This is a genomic window from Endozoicomonas sp. NE40, assembly GCF_040549045.1.
GTDB lineage: Bacteria > Pseudomonadota > Gammaproteobacteria > Pseudomonadales > Endozoicomonadaceae > Endozoicomonas_A > Endozoicomonas_A lisbonensis.
On sequence record NZ_JBEWTB010000002.1, the window covers coordinates 3364218 to 3380637 of the forward strand.

Sequence of the window (16420 nt, forward strand, 5' to 3'; positions counted from 1 at the left end):
CTCTGATGTGTGTTGTACAGGGGCTTTAGCGGAAAATCCATACTCTTTACCGCTTTTTGATATACTGCGGTGTCCTCATGGAGGAGTGTACGCATGCAAAGCAATAAGCTGCGGTCAGAAGCTGACAGGTTTCTGGAAGAACAACAGGAAGAAAACCAAACAGCCATGAGAGGAAAATGCAGCTCACCCCGAAACATGAAAATGGTTACAGAACTTAGGAGAGCTGCATTTTCATAGTAATAAATAACAGAGCAGGAAGGACCTTAACCCATGCCCGCATACCGTTCAAGAACCTCGACCCATGGTCGCAATATGGCTGGAGCCCGCTCCCTGTGGCGTGCGACGGGTATGAAAGACGATGATTTCAACAAACCGATTATTGCGGTGGCGAACTCCTTTACTCAGTTTGTGCCAGGGCATGTACACCTGAAAGACATGGGACAGCTGGTGGCAAGGGAGATCGAAAAACACGGTGGTGTTGCCAAAGAGTTCAATTCCATTGCTATAGATGACGGCATTGCCATGGGACACGACGGGATGCTTTACTCCCTGCCCAGCCGTGACCTGATTGCCGACTCTGTGGAATACATGGTCAATGCTCATACTGCTGATGCTCTCGTCTGTATCTCTAACTGCGACAAAATCACCCCGGGAATGCTCAATGCCGCACTGAGGCTGAATATCCCGGTGATCTTTGTTTCCGGTGGCCCCATGGAAGCCGGTAAAACCAGACTGGCTAACCATGGTCTGGATCTTGTGGATGCCATGGTCATTGCGGCATCGGATGCCAGCGATGAAAAAGTCGCTGAATATGAACGCTCTGCCTGCCCTACCTGTGGTTCCTGTTCCGGCATGTTTACCGCCAACTCCATGAACTGTCTGACCGAAGCCCTGGGCCTGTCACTGCCGGGGAATGGATCAATGCTGGCGACTCATGCTGATCGACGACAGCTGTTTGAAGAAGCCGGTCGTCGTATTGTTGAGATCACCAGACGGTATTACGAACAGGACGACGAGAGTGTTCTGCCACGCAATGTCGCCAGTTATCAGGCATTTGAGAATGCCATGAGCCTGGACATTGCCATGGGAGGCTCTACCAACACGATTTTGCATCTGCTGGCGGCCGCTCAGGAAGGGCAGGTGGATTTCACAATGAAAGACATTGATGTGCTGTCCCGCAAGGTGCCTCAGCTGTGTAAAGTGGCTCCCAATACCCCGAAGTACCATATGGAAGACGTACATCGGGCGGGTGGTGTCATGGGAATTCTTGGCGAACTGGATCGGGCCGGTCTACTGAACAACGAACTGCCGACGGTCCATAGTGCGTCTCTGGCTGAAGCCCTGAATAAGTGGGATATCAAACGCACTTCCAATGGATCCGTTAAGTCCTTTTATCGCGCCGGACCTGCCGGTATTCGCACGACAGAGGCCTTCAGTCAGGCAACCCGCTGGGACACGTTGGATGATGATCGTGAAAATGGCTGTATTCGAAGTCTGGAGAATGCTTTCAGTCTGGAAGGTGGTCTTGCCGTTCTGACCGGTAATATTGCGGTGGATGGCTGTGTGGTGAAAACTTCGGGTGTAGACGACAGTATTCTTGTGTTTGAAGGTCCTGCCCATATCTGTGAAAGTCAGGATGATGCGGTTAGCGATATTCTGGAAGGGCGGGTTAAATCAGGCGACGTTGTTATTGTTCGCTACGAAGGGCCTAAAGGTGGGCCGGGTATGCAGGAAATGCTGTATCCGACCAGCTACCTGAAATCCAGAGGACTGGGTCGGGAATGTGCATTGCTGACGGATGGGCGTTTCTCCGGTGGCACTTCCGGTCTGTCCATCGGACATGCTTCTCCCGAGGCCGCAGCCGGTGGAACCATTGGGCTGGTGGAGCAGGGCGATACGATTCGTATTGATATCCCGAATCGCACCATTGATGTACTGGTGTCTGATGAAGTACTGACGCAGCGTCGTCAGGATATGGACGATAAGGGGAAAGCTGGCTGGAAGCCGTTGAAGGATCGCCCCCGTAAGGTCTCTGCTGCCCTTAAAGCTTATGCAGCTATGGTGACCAGTGCGGACAAAGGTGCTGTCAGGGATATTTCAGCTTTGGACTGAGGCTTTGGCAGGCATTGAAAAACCGCCCTGAAAAAATACATTCAGGGCGGTTTTTTTCAGTTGATAACAATTCTCAGGGCGACCAGAATCAGAAACAGTCCACACAGGCGATTAATCAGCATGGCGTGTCTGCGCAAGGCTGGGAGTATCGATGAATGACTGGCAATGGTAGCGATCAGGCAATACCAGATGCCGTCGCAAAGCGTTGCCATCAGAGCCATCAAAAGCTGAGTAGTACGGGTTGATTCCGGAGTGACGAACTGACTGAAAAGCGCCAGAAAAAAAACGGCAATTTTCGGGTTCAGAAAAGCAATCAGAAAACCGTCTCTTGCTGCCTGATACAGTGGCAGGCTGTTTTCCTGTCGAGTGGTGTCAGGCGTGATGGCACCTTTTGATACTATGGATTTGAAACCCAGCCAGGCCAGATAAGCCGCTCCGGCAATGGTCATAACTTTTAACACCTGCGGAGATTCTGTAATCACAACCGCCAGCCCGGCTGCCACCAGAAAGGCATAAAGGCCAATCCCGGCGGCATGGGATACGGCCGCGACCATTCCATGCAGCTTTGAGCCCTGAACCGTATATTTCATCACGGCGACAAGGCTTGGGCCGGGAGAGATTGCCCCAAGAACACAAATTGTTAAAAGAGATAGCCAGGCAGAGGTTTCCATAGACAGCCTTCGGAAATTTAATGGAGAACCCAGTACCCTGTGTTCTCGCTTTGTTTATTGGAATAGTTTATTGGAATAGTTTATTGACTCAGAGGTTATAAATCAGCAACAGCAGGATCAGACCGGGGCAGATAATGCGCGTGTACCATGGCCAGATCTTCCAGAAGAGACTGTTTTGCAGGTCTGGAACCCCCTGGCTGAGTTCAGTCAGTAAACGATCCTGTCGTATAACCCAGCTGCCGTAGATCGCAATCATAAAACAGAGCATGGGCTGCATGTACTGAGTGGCGACTTTTACCGCCATGCCGAGCAGTGTATCAATATGAAGAATAATTACGATGGAAATAGCTGCTGACAGGGTCGACATCAGCCAGCATGCACGACGGCGGACGAATGACAGTCTTTCGACCATTGCCGCGACCACAGGCTCCATCATGGAAATAGACGAGGTCAGGGCAGCTATGGCAAGAAGCAGGAAAAAGGCTGCGGCCACAAACTTACCTGCTATGCCGAGCTGATCAAACAGGGTGGGGAGAACGTTAAACACCAGTTTTTCCGCGCTGTACAGCTGGCCACTGGCATTGAATATTTCTACGCCCTGGTGCATGGCGGCGTACATGCAGGGAATTACCAGCATGCCTGCGAGGAAGGCAACAGAACTGTCCACCAGTGTCACCTGAAGCGCCGTTTTGGGTAGATTGACCTTTCTGTTCAGGTAAGAGCCGTAGACCATCATGCACCCGGTACCCAGAGACATGGAGAAAAAAGATTGCCCCAGTGCGCTGATCAGCAGTTTGTCGTCAAGAATACGGGAAAAATCGGGTAGCAGGTAAATGTTCAGACCTTCCATTCCGCCGGGACGTGTCAGGGCAAAAACAATCAGCACTGCAAGCAGTACAAACAGGGAAGGCATAAGACGATTGCACCAGCGTTCAATGCCATTTTTAACGCCTTCTGTGACAATCAGGGTGGTCAGGCCCATAAACAACAGGGTGACAGCGATGGTGCTCAGAGAGGAGAAGCCTGACAGCCACTGAGCTGCACTGGTAAAGCCTGTCAGACTGGCAAGCGGAGCCAGAGAGAAACCAATAAACCAGCCACCCACTATGCTGTAAAAACTGTAAATCAGGGTCATGGTTAACAGGCCGGCAATGGCGGTTCCCGCACCAATACAGCGCAAAGAGGGGTTGGCACTCAATGATGCCATGGCGGAAATATTATTGCTTTGCCGGTAACGCCCTATGTTCAGTTCCGCGACCAGTGTGGGGTAGGCAAGAATGAATGAAAAGAAAAGATAAACCAGCGTGAAAGCCGCACCGCCGTTTTCGGCAGTCTGGATTGGAAAGCTCCAGATATTCCCGACACCTACGGCACAACCGGCCGCTGCGGTGATAAACCCGATACGGGAACTGAACTGACCTCGCCCGACTATTTCGGGCTCATTGCTGTTGGGTTCGTCGTTGCAGTTTGTCATTGTTCTGGACAAGGTACTTACTCCGGGCACTGGCGTAGACATCGAAGGCTGGACTTAAGGCCCTCTTCCGCTGAGATCCGAATACTATAGCAGTCCCTGTCAGCGGGCAGGCCTGATAAAGAGCAGTGGCATGCCTTTTTCCAGAACGTAGGGATAGGCAATGGTCCTGTTATTGTCTCCGGTACCGACTTTATCCGGCGCAAGGTAGAAGTACACCCAGCCTGGCAATCTGGCGCTGAGCTTCTGGTAAAAGACATTTTCGCTGATGCTCTCCATGCCTTCGCCCTGGGTAATCGCCAGCCTTGGGTAATTGTCATTATCGTGAGAGGCAAAGAACCAGGAGGGTTGTCCGGCAATACTGTAATAGGAGAAAAATGGTGCCTGACTGACAGCCTCGGGTTCCGGTACGTAAAGGCTTAATACACAGTTAAGGCGGGCGAAGCTGCAGATGCCGCCGGATTGCTCCAGATACCACTGTTTGAAATGCAGTTCGTCCAGTTCAAAGGGCTTTTTAAATGCCTGACTCCTGTAACCCATCTCTTCGAGAATGGCGAGCGAAGCCCGACTGAGCATGACTTCCATTTTCTCTCTGGCTTTGCTTTCGTCGTCCGCCATTTCATCCGGCATCCAGGCAAACAGGCGGTTTTCGCTGTAGTGACTGGCTCCGGGAACGGTCCAGCCCCAGTAAAAGCGTTCAAAGGCACCATAAGGCAGGACATTGACACCAACGACACCACTACTGCTGCCATAGGCGGGGTGAGAAATATTGCCGAGTTTGTGTTCCTGCAGATTACCTTCTTTGTCATAGGCCCCGACGGGCAGCTGCTGATCATGTACTTTTTTATGCATGCCAGCGACATGAACCATATTCTTGGCTTTTGACCACTCTTCGTTATAGGGCGGTGATTTTTGAAACTGTAAGGCGCAGCCCGTCATCATCATTGTGGCTACGACCAGCAGGTATCGGATTGTCATGTCCTTATCTCCTGAGCGCTTGTGAGGCCCGGAAGCCTCTGGATGCTGTTTTCTGCTCATGGCTGTCTGATCAGGCTTTAGCCATTTCTGTCATTCGAGCCATCGGCCGGGTATCAGACGCCTTTATGGCATAACGATCCTTGTTGCAAATACTTCTAGTAAGGCTCTGTCTTTAGTATGATAGGTAGTAACCGCAATGCTTTTTGGGGTTACTACTCAATAAAAAGAGGTCTGTTTGTCGAGAGTTGACTGTTTTTTGACCCTGCCTGTTTTTTTCCGGGGTCAGTCGTGTTGGTCAGCTGTCGATTCAAGGATTTTTTCGACACTGTCGGTGATAGAAGGCTTTATCAGAGATGTACCGAATAACAACTATATTGCTTTTCGTCTTGATGCTTACTGGTTGTGACCAGAGAACCCTGCCTCAAAAAAACTACAAGCTGGATGAAGGGGTCATGACGCTTCTGCTTGATGCCAAAGAAGACGCAATCCGGCGCAAGGATGCCGCTGCCGTAAAAGGCTTTTATTCAAAAGATGTGGTGATGGACATAACTGGCCCAAGAGGTCAGATGTTTCAGAGTACCTACAAAATGGTGTCCAGACAGGCTGAGATAAACGCCGAGTACGGTAAGGACTTTTACACCGAGGTTCTGGAGCGCGTGGTATACGTTTCAGCCAACCAGGAGAAAGCCGTCGTACAGCAGCGTATCAGAGAATCCTGGCTGTTCAACTCCCACTTTAATGATGTCATGGTGGAATCTGTGCATCGCATGGAGTGGGAGTTGGTGAATAACATTCCACAGATCACCCGTGCCAGCAAGCGCATTCTGGATCGCAGGGTACTGAATGAAGTTGACCGTCAGGTACCTCCGGAGCAGCACCTGTTGAATGATGCCTGACGACTGCGTGAACAGCCGGTCAGATAACCGGCGCTCCTGCCAGTGTCATTGATAGGGTCAGCAGCTCGTCCCACTCGTTGACCGGGGTCAGCCCCTTTATTCCCTGGTCAATAACGCCTGCATGTTCCAGCATCTGACGTAACTCACGTTCCGACTGGCGGCTCATGCCTTTTTCCAGAAGCCCCCGGCGCTTCTTCAGCATAAAGGGTGAAAAACCGTGCGCCCTGGCTGCCTGCTCTATTGCCAGCTCTGTACTGATTCCCCTGGATTTAAGCCGGCTCAGGTGGCATAGCAGGCGGATTTCTCTGGCCAGCGCCCAGAGCACAATGGGGGGTTCAATGCCTTCGGACCTGAGACCGCCAAGAATACGAACGGTATTCCTGACATCGCCCTGCAGAGCCGTATCGGCAAGCTGAAACACATCAAAGCGGGCATTATCTGAAACCACTTCCCGAACGGTATCGACATCAATGATGTTGCCGTTTGCCAGCAGCTTCAGTTTTTCAATTTCCTGGGCAGCCGCCAGCAGGTTGCCTTCAATCCTTTCAGCCAGCAGGGCGACGGCATCCTTTGATGCCTCGTAACCAGCCATCTTAAAGCGATGGGCTACCCAGCCGGGCAGTTGCCGGTGTTCAACCGGCCAGACCTGGATAAATACACCGGCTTTTTCCAGTTGCTGAAACCACTTGGCTTTCTGCGTCGCAGCATCAATCCGGTCGGTAATGATCAGCAACAGGTTATCCGGTGAGGGATTCTGCAGGTACTCCTGCAGCGCCTTGCGTCCCCTGTCTCCGGGTTTGCCATTAGGCATCCGCAGTTCCAGAATCTGTTTCTCGGCAAACAGTGACAGCGAGTTGGCTGTTTCCAGAAACTCGCTCCAGTCAAAACTGTTATCAATATGGTAGGTGTGCCGCTCTGTAAACCCGCGCTGGCGAGCCTCCTGACGGATGGCATCGCAACATTCAGATACTTGCAGGGGTTCGTCGCCACTGACGATGTAAATGCTACTCAGCTGGCGCTGTAACTGCGCTCCAAGCTGCTCAGGTTTTAACTTCATTCCCGGGCCTCAAGTGCCTCCAGCTCTTTTTTGCGGACTTCCCGGGCGCGCTCGGCTTCCTGTCGCAGAGAGTCTCCCGACATGGCAGCAACCCGGCGAACCGTCGTGTTGATAATGTCCTGACGCAACTCATTGAAGATAATACGCTCCTCGTTGCTGGAAGCGTTGGACTGATTCTGGTCCTGGGTAAAGAAACGCTCGTTACTCAGCTCCATGGGGGTAAACAGCTTCAGGCCGTCATCGGTTTCCAGCTGGTAAGTGACCGTCAGTGTCAGCAGTCGCTCGTAGCTGCCAGCACTGGACTGGGAGCGTTGACCGGTATCCTGGTTGATACGGGTGATTACCAGCCGATAAGGGGCGTCATCGTTAATGCTGATGCCTGTCAGGCTCAGGGCTCTTCTGAGATCCCGGACAAAGGTTCGGTCAGACCCTGTAACAGACAGTTCGGACAGTTCGCTGGCAATATCCATTTGTCCACGCAGCTGAAATCCACACGCCGTTAACAGGCTGGTGACCAGCAACAAAGGCAGGATGGTACGCCATTGAAGGTATCTGGCCTGTTGTGTTGCTCGTTGCATTAATAGCTGTCTGAACATGATCTCTCCATAGCACACAAGAACGACGGTTAATCGCTCAACAATAACATGCTGACCTGTTGTGGTTAAAGGGAAGGATGACACTGCTACCGCTGTTTCAGGTGGTCAACATCCAGAAGCAGTTGCTCTGTTATGATAAACGCCGTGTTTTCCCGGTAATAAGCCGCTTCATTGATAAATATGGGGTAGCCTGAACGCCCCGTATGGGGAAGTGTTTTGCCTTGCAGGGTAAAGAAAGCCGGGTCGCCCGTATCAAGCCAGATGAAATCCCGGTCCTGAAGCTGCTTATGTACCATTGCCGTCAGGTCGCCAGATGCAGATCTGGGGTAAAGTACCCGTTCACAGACTCTGTAGGCTGTTAGGGTGTCTGGCAGATTGATGGGGTGTTGATGGTGGCTCAGGTTTATAAATTCCACCAGTGACGCTATGACCTCCTCGGTTTCAAGCAGTAAATCATGCCGAATCACTGCATTGGCGATCGGACCAACTTCAATGGTCAGGCCAAATTCACAGATACTGTTCAGGGTGCGGCTGTATTTCTGGTCGAGGTCACTGAGAATCAGTTTGATTCCGGGGTGTTTTTGCTGTGCATAAGCAGCCGCCTGAAGATTAAAAGGTGACCGGTCACGCAGTATCAGGGTCATGCCCATATTGGCGGTTGTGCTGTGCAGATCAATCAGAAAGCGGTGGCGGTTGGGTCTGGGGCCCAGCTGGCGGTTGATCTCCCGGGCTCGAAGGTGTTCATAGCAGGTGCAGCCGCTGGCTGAAAGCACATCGTCACTGAAGCAGCGGTTCAGGTCTTCATCAATAAAGCGAACGCCGGCCTTTGTTGCCCTGGGGTTGGCCAGAAGCGTCGATACGCTGATGTTACTGTTCTGATAGGTTCCGAGACTGTCTAATCGCTGAATAATGGTGGGGCCAAGGTATTCGTTGCCATGAGTTCCCCCTGTCAGCGTAATTTCCTGAATCATGATTGGCTCGTTATTGTTTATCAGGTGTCTGGTTTATTAAAACATAGATGATCAGCGAAGTGACGAGGAGGGCATTCAGTGTGTGCAGCCTACGGGCTGCTGCACACAGAGGTGAGATTAAATCAATCAGCCGTGTTCTTTTATAATGCGCAGACAGGCTTTACGACAGATGTCTGAACGGGTTGAAGATGGCAGAACCACACCATGCTTTCTGAGTTCTTTATCAAGTGTTGGCCACTCCTCCAAAGTGCCGCTGATATAACCCAGTGCTGCCTGGCGAATAGGCAGAGATACAGAATCGTAAGACGTGCCAAAACTGGACATGATTTTTTTTTGCTTCCCTGATCGTTTCATAGATACCCCCCAATAGCATTTAATTTGCTTTGGAAATTATTATTCATGAAAACAATTCATCTATTGACTGATGCTGTTGGCTTCATGGTTTATTGTGTTCTACGACACATTAATGTACGCAAGTTACATGCCTGTTACAGGGAATGGGATAGGGGTAAATACTTAGTCAGTATTGCGTGTTGATTTGGATTAATTTGGAACCGGTTACAATTCTGTGCCTGATAGAGGTTGCCAGATTTTGGTTAATTATTATCAAGCAAACGACTCCTGACGCTTATCCTGTTCAGTGATATGATGGCGAAGTATACGACAAAGAATAATTAAAAAAACGGAACCCCTTATGTACAAGGCCAGCTTAGAGCCTCTGTCAATTCGCCTTGCTGTTATGCTGGCAGCCCTGGTTGCTATTGGTCCCTTTGCTATCGACACTTATCTTCCTGCCCTTCCAGCCATGGCAAAAGGCTTTAATGCTTCGGCTGCCAGCCTGCAATTAACCGTAAGTTTTTATTTTATTGGTGCTGCGGTTGGGCAAATAATCGGCGGCCCGGTTTCGGATAGTAAAGGCCGCAAGCCGGTTGCCCTGTTGGGATTGAGCATTTTTTTAATGGCCAGCCTGCTGATCAGTATGGCGGAAACGGTTAACCAGCTTCTGTTATTTCGTTTTATACAGGCGCTTGGGGGCGGGGCAACGGTTGTGATTTCTGCGGCGGCTGTCAGGGATCGCTATGGAGATAAGCGGGAAGCGGCAAAAATGCTGTCCCTGGTATCGATGATGATGTTGATGGCACCACTGGTTGCGCCCGGTTTTGGTGCATTGGTTCTGGCATTTTCGGGCTGGCGCACTATCTTTGTGGCACTGGCTTTTTACAGTGCTTTACTGCTGTTGATGGTTGCCTTTTATTTTCCTGAAACTCTTGGTGTCAAAGCTTCGTCGCCTACTTCTGCCCGCTCAGTTTTTCAGGCTTATGGCAAAGTGTTGAGACATACCAAAGCGATGGGGTTTATTTTCTGCATAAGTTTCGCCCTGGGAGGACTGTTTACGTTCCTGACTTCTTCACCTTTTGCCTATATGGAGTATTTCGGGATTTCACCTAATATTTATCCATTGTTGTTTGGTGCTAATGTTCTGCTTTATATGATGCTTAACCGGTTTAATATGAAACTGCTGAACCGGTATGAACCCGTTCAGCTCATACCCTTTGGCGTTGCCTTGCAGGTTGTGGCTTCACTCTGCCTGGTTCTGTATGTCGCCTTTTATCCACCTCAGTTTGAAGTCGTCTACCTGCTGACCCTGATGAACATCTGTTCAATCAGCCTGATTGCTGCCAATGCGACCAGCTGTGCTCTGAAATATTTTCCTGACCAGGCCGGTACGGCCAATGCGGTTATCGGTACGATGAATTTTGGTCTTGCCGGTTTGACCGGGGTCATAACGTCACTATTTCATGATGGTAGTCTTATGCCGATGGTTGTGACCATGCTGGTCGGCAGCTCTCTTTCTCTGCTGGCATTTGTTGCTGGCAGACAGGTAGCTGAACCTGACGTTAGTTTTGAACAGGTACGCCATCGTCTGTGAGAGGTCGTTATAACCATTAATAGCCTGCCTGCATTGGGTCTATCGATATTTCTGATTAGAACTGCGATAGCCAATCCGTAAAGTAGTGATTGCATAGAATAAAACGCCCACCTTGATGGAGGTTGGAATGAGCAAGACGTATTTAACTACCGCTAATGGCTCCCCGGTCGCTGATGACAACACGAGTGTTACTGCCGGAGAGCGGGGCTCGTTAACATTTGACAATATTCACCTGTTCGAAAAACTGGCGCACTTCAACCGTGAGCGAATTCCTGAGCGTGTTGTTCATGCCAGGGGTTATGGTGCCTATGGAACCTTTACCCTGAATAAGGATCTGTCGGATTATACGGTTGCCGACTTCCTTCAGGGGGCAGGTAAAAAGACAGATGTTTTTCTGCGTTTTTCTACCGTCGCCGGCGGTCAGGACTCTGGGGATTATGTCCGTGACGTGAGAGGGTTTGCCCTGCGCTTTTATACAGAACAGGGTAATTACGATATCGTTGGCAACAATACGCCGGTTTTCTTCATCCGTGACCCGGCCAAATTCCCTGATTTCATCCATTCCCAGAAGAAAGACCCGAAAACCAATCTGCCAGACCCTGCCCATCATTTTGAATTCTGGGCAAACCATCCCCAGTCGATGCACCAGATCACCATTCTTATGTCTGACCGGGGCATTCCTAAATCGCTCAGGCACACGAATGGTTATGGTTCCCACACCCTGAGCCTCTGGAATAAAGACAGTGAACGGTTCTGGGTCAAATGGCACTTCAAGACCAATCAGGGCGTTGAAACGCTGACCAATGACGAGGCAGCAAAACAACCGGGCGATGGTATGCAAAGGGATCTGGTTGAAGCGATTGAGAAAGGTGATTTTCCAAGCTGGTCAGTGAAAATTCAGGTAATGACCGATGAGCAGGCAAAGCAGTGTGAGCTCAACCCATTTGATTTAACCAAGGTCTGGCCTCATAAAGAGTTCCCATTACAAGACATTGGTACACTGGAACTGAATCGTAACGTAGATAATTATTTTGCCGAAACCGAGCAGGTAGCCTTTGCACCTTCCAACCTGGTGCCTGGTGTCGGTGTATCACCGGACAAGGTTCTGCAGGGGCGCTTGTTTGCCTATGCTGATGCCCATCGCTATCGTCTGGGTGTGAACCATCAACAGATTCCGGTCAACAAACCGGTGTGTCCGGTGCATCACTATCAACGTGATGGCGCTATGGCAGGAGCCAGTGGCTGTCCTGTAACCGGTCACCTGCAAAATGCCGATGTTAACTTCTACCCCAATGACCGTTCTGATGCGCCTGTACCTGCGCCTCAGTTTGGTGAGCCACCAATGCCTCTGGAAAATGATGCCTGGCTGAAGGCTTACGACTCTTCTGATGAAGACAATTACTCCCAGGCAGGAAACCTGTATCGGATAATGTCTGAAGACCAGAAGCAGCAGCTGGTGAGCAATATTGCCGGTGGTCTGAGTCAGGCAACGGAATCCGTACAGAGTCGCATGATTGAGCATTTCACCCGTTGTGATGAGGATTACGGGCAGAGAATTAAAGCGTTGTTGAAGTAACCCGTCACCCTCTGTGTTTCATCTGCAAACACAGAGGGTCTTCTATTTTCTATTCACTGCTGTCTGGACAGCCGCGATTTTACACTGTCAGCCATGCCGCCCAGTCCTGGTCTTTCTCCAAGCCTGATAACGTAAAGGGGTTTATCAGTAAACCTGGGGAAATCTGCCTGAAAGTAGAACGTATTGCTGTTGATGATCAGTTCCTGATTTTTCGTCAAGCCCAGAAACGCAACCACCACAATAACCAGTGTTAAAAACAAACGAAACATAGTTTGGAATCCTGAAAGTCACTCATAATTCTATTGTGTAATAGTTTTAATCGACTTTTCCAGCTCTGCAAAATATGGGTTCCATGTCAGTCTCGCATGTATCTTTCCTTCCTCCCGGTAACCCCAGGCTGAATACCAGATATTTTTTGCCCCCGGACATTTTTCGTTGGCCTGAAGTGTCTGACCATTGTCGCACATGCGATAGCTGCCCTTCTCGCCGTAGTAATGATTGGCTGGAGCAAACAGAACGTTCATGTGAGAGAAGTTGCTGATATGCAGCTCCGGTATGGAGCTGTCAAAGACTGAGACTCTTGTATCTTTCGTATCTGGGGGAGACCCGTACCAGACCAGTTGGCTGTGTGGGTGGGTAAACTGTGATTCGAATAAGCTCAGTACCGTATGAGCATCAATAACACTGTCGTTTTCGCTGATGGTCATTAACACTGGAAACGGGACAGGGTTGTCCTCCAGATCGTATCGTACCGCCTTGCTGGTTTTGTAATACTCTCCGGCACCGTTAACAGCCAGCGAGTCATAACGCACATAGTTGCTGGTCAGGTCGATATCGGCCCAGTCCTTGAAATAGGACAGTGCCGGAGACAGTGCCACCAGACTGCTTTTAGGCTTGTAGCCCGGAGAAAACAGCAGCATTCCACTGACTGTGTCTGGTTTCTGCTGTAATGCCCAGCTGGTAATCAGGTTGGCTCCGGTAGAAAAGCCTCCCAGCCAGAGTTCATCGACTTCCGAAGCCAGCAGCTGTGCATGGTGGGCGACAGCTGTCTGCCAGTCTTCCATGTGTACCTGAATCAGGTCAGCGGGTTTGGAACCATGTCCTGGCAATAAAATGGTTCTTACCAGAAAGCCCTGCTGCGCCAGAACGGGGGCAATATCAACGAATGAATAAGGTGAGTCACCCAGTCCGTGTACCAGCAAAATGCCTTTCTTTGCTGTGGTGTTGCTGGCAGGCAGGAGTTCAAACGGACTGTTGCTGTTCAGCTCCAGAGTTTTATTGTGGGTAATAAATGCCCTGTTATCACCAAGCCATGCGCGGGTGTCGTTTATGTACCCGGTAAAAGTACTCTGGTCATAGGCGGGCTGTGAGTCTGATACGGTAAAAGCCGGGCTGTCAGGAGCCTGGCTGCAGCCAGTCAGACTGAAGAATAAAGCCAGCAGGAGGCTGGTTATGACAGGTCGATACAACATCTTCGTAATTGTTTTTAAGTTAGCCGGTTAAGGCAGACTATATCAAAGTCTTTGACCAGATAAAAAAATCATGAACATGTAGTACACTTTTCAATACACAGGCTGGAACGCTATCCAGCCTGTGCTGACCATTACCACCATGGCTCTTTCGGTTCAGGGTTCTGCAATTGGATGATTTCACCGAATTTTGGAGTCAGTACCTTTTGATTGCGTTTCCTGCTCTCATCAACGGATCGTTGCAAAGGTTCGTACCAGGCGTGTAGTGCCAGATCAAATGTACCGTTATGAACCGGAACCATCCATTTGCCCTGAAGGTCGATATGAGCCTGAACACCTTCTTCCGGGAACATGTGGATATTTGCCCACTCCTGATGATACGCACCGGTTTCAATAAAGGTCAGGTCAAAAGGCCCATAGCGTTCACCAATGGTTTTGAAACCATCAAAATAGCCAGTATCACCGCTGTAGAATAAACGTTCGTTGTCAGTCATTATGACCCAGGATGCCCACAGGGTTGAGTTTCTGTCGAGCAGGCCCCGGCCTGAAAAATGCTGGGCAGGCGTGGCGACCAGTTTAACACTGCCATGACTGGCAGACTCCCACCAGTCAAGCTCGGTGATTTTGTCTGCAGCAATTCCCCAATTCTGCATCACCTTTGCTAATCCGAGAGGGACATAAAACTGTTTTACCTGCTTATCCAGCTGCTGGATTGTGTTCTTATCCAGATGGTCATAATGGTCATGGGAAATGATAACGCCTTCGATATCGGGTAAAGCTTCCAGTGTTATGGGAGGTTCGTGAAAGCGTTTTGGCCCTGCCCACTGTACCGGAGAAGCCCGTTCAGAAAAGACCGGATCGACCAGCCAGAAGCCTTCGTCGAGGCGTAACAGAACCGAAGAATGACCCAGTTTGACGGCCAGTGTACCCTTCAGCTTGTCCAGGCTGGAGATGTCGAGCGGAACAACAGGAATATCTTCACTGGGGGAGGCATCGGGTGACTTTTGTCCCAGTGTACGCCAGATAATTTTTGGCAGGCTGCTCAGCCCGGCAGCCTGTTCTCCGCTGGCGTTATGGAATTTGCCATTGTTGTACAGGTCTGAGCCAGAGACCGGGCTATCAGAAAGAGCGTATGGGCTGAACCCCGTGGTCATGGCAATGACTCCCAGATAACTCAAAAAACGTTGAAAATAACGACTCGATAAAGACATTAGAAATAACTGAAAAGTAAACTTATGAGTTTAGTATAGAGATAGTTTTCAGAAAGTAAACTGGCGAGTGTAATATCCTCGTATAAAGATTTTGAACGATTTGTAAACCTTTATGGTGAGAGACATGGCTGAAAAAACGCTGACGAGAAGCGAGCAGAAACGTTCTTCTATCCTCGAAGCAGCAACAAACGAGTTTAAGGAGAAAGGCTTTCAGGGTGCCAGTATGGATCGGATTTCCGAGCGGGCCGGGGTGTCCAAACGAACGGTGTACAATCACTTTCCCAGCAAGGAAGACCTGTTCTCAGACATTTCAGACAACCTCTGGCAACGCATGAAAGCGGCTGAAAAGCTGGAGTACACATCTGAAATTCCCATGGCGCAACAGCTGGAAGCGTTTGCGGCTGAAACGATGACGTTATATGCCTCGGAGGATTACATCGGCCTTTCCCGCTGCATACTGGCAGAGTATATGCACTCAGAGACACTGGCCCGACAAGCTATGACAAAGTTTACTGAAGACGACTCAGCACTGGAGCGATGGATTCAGTCGGGAATAAACGACAAACGTCTGAAGAAAGGCAGCCCGGTGTTTATGGCAACACAGTTTTTCTATTTATTGAAAGGCTTTGGTTTCTGGCCTCAGACGATAGGGCATTCGCCCGTACTGACTTCCGAAGAACAGCAGCAGGTGATTCAGTCTTCAGTATCGATGTTTCTTAACCAGTATCAACTGAAGGAGTAAGGCGTGAAACAGGAAAGTTATCAGGTGATTTATGAACGGGCCTGCGAACGCAAAGGCGGAGAACTGGCGCTGGAATCCCTGTTGGAAAAACCACTGTCATCTACTCAGCTGGAGAGCATTGGCAACGATCGGTATCTGGCAGAATTGACCCGCAAGGTCTTCCAGAGCGGATTTGTCTGGCGCGTTGTTGATCAGAAGTGGCCTGATTTTGAGGACGTTTTCTGGGGCTTTGATATTGAAAAGTTGCTGATGATGCCCGATGACATGCTGGAACGAAAAGCGACTGACCCCAAAATCATACGACATTTGAAGAAGGTGTGGAGCATACGGGACAACGCCCTGATGATCAGGGATGTGAGCGACGAACATGGCAGTTTCGGCCGGTTTATTGCGCAGTGGCCGGAAGATAATATTGTCGGCTTATGGGCTTACCTTAAGAAACATGGCTCACGCCTTGGTGGCAACACCGGGCCTTATGCATTGCGGGCAACAGGCAAAGACACGTTTTTGCTAACCCGTGATATCGAAGGGTATTTCAGGGCAATGGGTATCATTGAGGGTAGCGCAACCAGCCAGAAGAGTCTCAGGGCCATTCAGACCTTTTTTAACGAATTGCATGAAAGCAGTGGTCGAAGCTATAGCGAACTCAGCCGCCTGCTGGCGTTCGGGGTTGGTGATAACCGGGTTCAGGCCGTCGCTGCAATTAGGTAGTTGCAATGTAGCTGTCACACTTACCTGTT

The 16420-nt window shown here is 50.1% G+C and carries 16 protein-coding genes; 6 read left to right on the top strand and 10 right to left on the bottom strand.

The window, feature by feature from the left end; all coding sequences use genetic code 11:
• Positions 1-270: 270 nt before the first annotated feature.
• The gene (gene ilvD, locus V5J35_RS16045) at positions 271-2112 is read left to right on the top strand and encodes a dihydroxy-acid dehydratase (protein WP_354008109.1); all 1842 of its coding nucleotides are present in this window, start codon (positions 271-273) and stop codon (positions 2110-2112) included.
• A 56-nt stretch (positions 2113-2168) separates the two neighbouring features.
• Here ilvD and V5J35_RS16050 read toward each other — a convergent pair whose 3' ends face one another.
• From V5J35_RS16050 to V5J35_RS16060, 3 genes are all read right to left on the bottom strand, one after another.
• The gene (locus tag V5J35_RS16050; protein WP_354008110.1) at positions 2169-2783 is read right to left on the bottom strand and encodes a LysE family translocator; all 615 of its coding nucleotides are present in this window, start codon (positions 2781-2783) and stop codon (positions 2169-2171) included.
• Positions 2784-2871: 88 nt separating this feature from the next.
• Positions 2872-4269 carry a sodium-dependent transporter gene (locus V5J35_RS16055; protein WP_354008111.1) on the bottom strand — a complete coding sequence of 466 codons (1398 nt, stop codon included), beginning with the start codon at positions 4267-4269 and terminating at the stop codon, positions 2872-2874.
• 87 nt (positions 4270-4356) lie between these two features.
• Entirely contained in the window at positions 4357-5232 is an 876-nt protein-coding gene (locus V5J35_RS16060; protein WP_354008112.1) for a hypothetical protein, read from the bottom strand.
• Between the two features lie 353 nt (positions 5233-5585).
• Here V5J35_RS16060 and V5J35_RS16065 point away from each other — a divergent pair, with 353 nt between their 5' ends.
• Positions 5586-6128, top strand: coding sequence for a hypothetical protein (locus V5J35_RS16065; RefSeq protein ID WP_354016440.1), 543 nt, complete (start codon positions 5586-5588; stop codon positions 6126-6128).
• 19 nt (positions 6129-6147) lie between these two features.
• On the opposite strand, the gene holA is transcribed toward V5J35_RS16065, so the two are convergent.
• The 4 genes from holA to V5J35_RS16085 form a co-directional block, all read right to left on the bottom strand.
• Positions 6148-7185 (bottom strand): DNA polymerase III subunit delta, encoded by a 1038-nt coding sequence (holA, locus tag V5J35_RS16070; RefSeq protein WP_354008114.1) that lies wholly within the window; start codon positions 7183-7185, stop codon positions 6148-6150.
• Complete coding sequence (locus V5J35_RS16075) at positions 7182-7763, bottom strand: LPS-assembly lipoprotein LptE (RefSeq protein ID WP_354016441.1); 582 nt, start codon at positions 7761-7763, stop codon at positions 7182-7184. Before V5J35_RS16075 ends, holA begins: the two co-directional genes overlap by 4 nt.
• A 104-nt stretch (positions 7764-7867) precedes the next feature.
• Positions 7868-8752, bottom strand: a complete 885-nt coding sequence (locus tag V5J35_RS16080) for an aspartoacylase (RefSeq protein ID WP_354008116.1) — start codon at positions 8750-8752, stop codon at positions 7868-7870.
• 126 nt (positions 8753-8878) lie between these two features.
• Positions 8879-9076: a hypothetical protein gene (locus V5J35_RS16085; protein ID WP_354008117.1), complete on the bottom strand. Its 198-nt coding sequence runs from the start codon at positions 9074-9076 to the stop codon at positions 8879-8881.
• 370 nt (positions 9077-9446) lie between these two features.
• Here V5J35_RS16085 and V5J35_RS16090 point away from each other — a divergent pair, with 370 nt between their 5' ends.
• Positions 9447-10682: a multidrug effflux MFS transporter gene (locus V5J35_RS16090; protein WP_354008118.1), complete on the top strand. Its 1236-nt coding sequence runs from the start codon at positions 9447-9449 to the stop codon at positions 10680-10682.
• A 127-nt stretch (positions 10683-10809) separates the two neighbouring features.
• Positions 10810-12258 carry a catalase gene (locus V5J35_RS16095; RefSeq protein WP_354008119.1) on the top strand — a complete coding sequence of 483 codons (1449 nt, stop codon included), beginning with the start codon at positions 10810-10812 and terminating at the stop codon, positions 12256-12258.
• A 53-nt stretch (positions 12259-12311) separates the two neighbouring features.
• Here the strand turns inward: V5J35_RS16095 and V5J35_RS16100 are convergent, their stop codons facing one another.
• From V5J35_RS16100 to V5J35_RS16110, 3 genes are all read right to left on the bottom strand, one after another.
• On the bottom strand, positions 12312-12527 hold the full coding sequence (locus V5J35_RS16100; RefSeq protein ID WP_354008120.1) for a hypothetical protein: 216 nt from the start codon (positions 12525-12527) through the stop codon (positions 12312-12314).
• A 30-nt stretch (positions 12528-12557) separates the two neighbouring features.
• Positions 12558-13730, bottom strand: a complete 1173-nt coding sequence (locus tag V5J35_RS16105) for an alpha/beta hydrolase (protein WP_354008121.1) — start codon at positions 13728-13730, stop codon at positions 12558-12560.
• Between the two features lie 131 nt (positions 13731-13861).
• Positions 13862-14938, bottom strand: a complete 1077-nt coding sequence (locus V5J35_RS16110) for an MBL fold metallo-hydrolase (RefSeq protein ID WP_354008122.1) — start codon at positions 14936-14938, stop codon at positions 13862-13864.
• 124 nt (positions 14939-15062) lie between these two features.
• Here V5J35_RS16110 and V5J35_RS16115 point away from each other — a divergent pair, with 124 nt between their 5' ends.
• Positions 15063-15680 (top strand): TetR/AcrR family transcriptional regulator, encoded by a 618-nt coding sequence (locus V5J35_RS16115; RefSeq protein ID WP_354008123.1) that lies wholly within the window; start codon positions 15063-15065, stop codon positions 15678-15680.
• Between the two features lie 3 nt (positions 15681-15683).
• Positions 15684-16391, top strand: coding sequence for a DNA-3-methyladenine glycosylase I (locus V5J35_RS16120; RefSeq protein WP_354008124.1), 708 nt, complete (start codon positions 15684-15686; stop codon positions 16389-16391).
• Positions 16392-16420 lie beyond the last annotated feature (29 nt).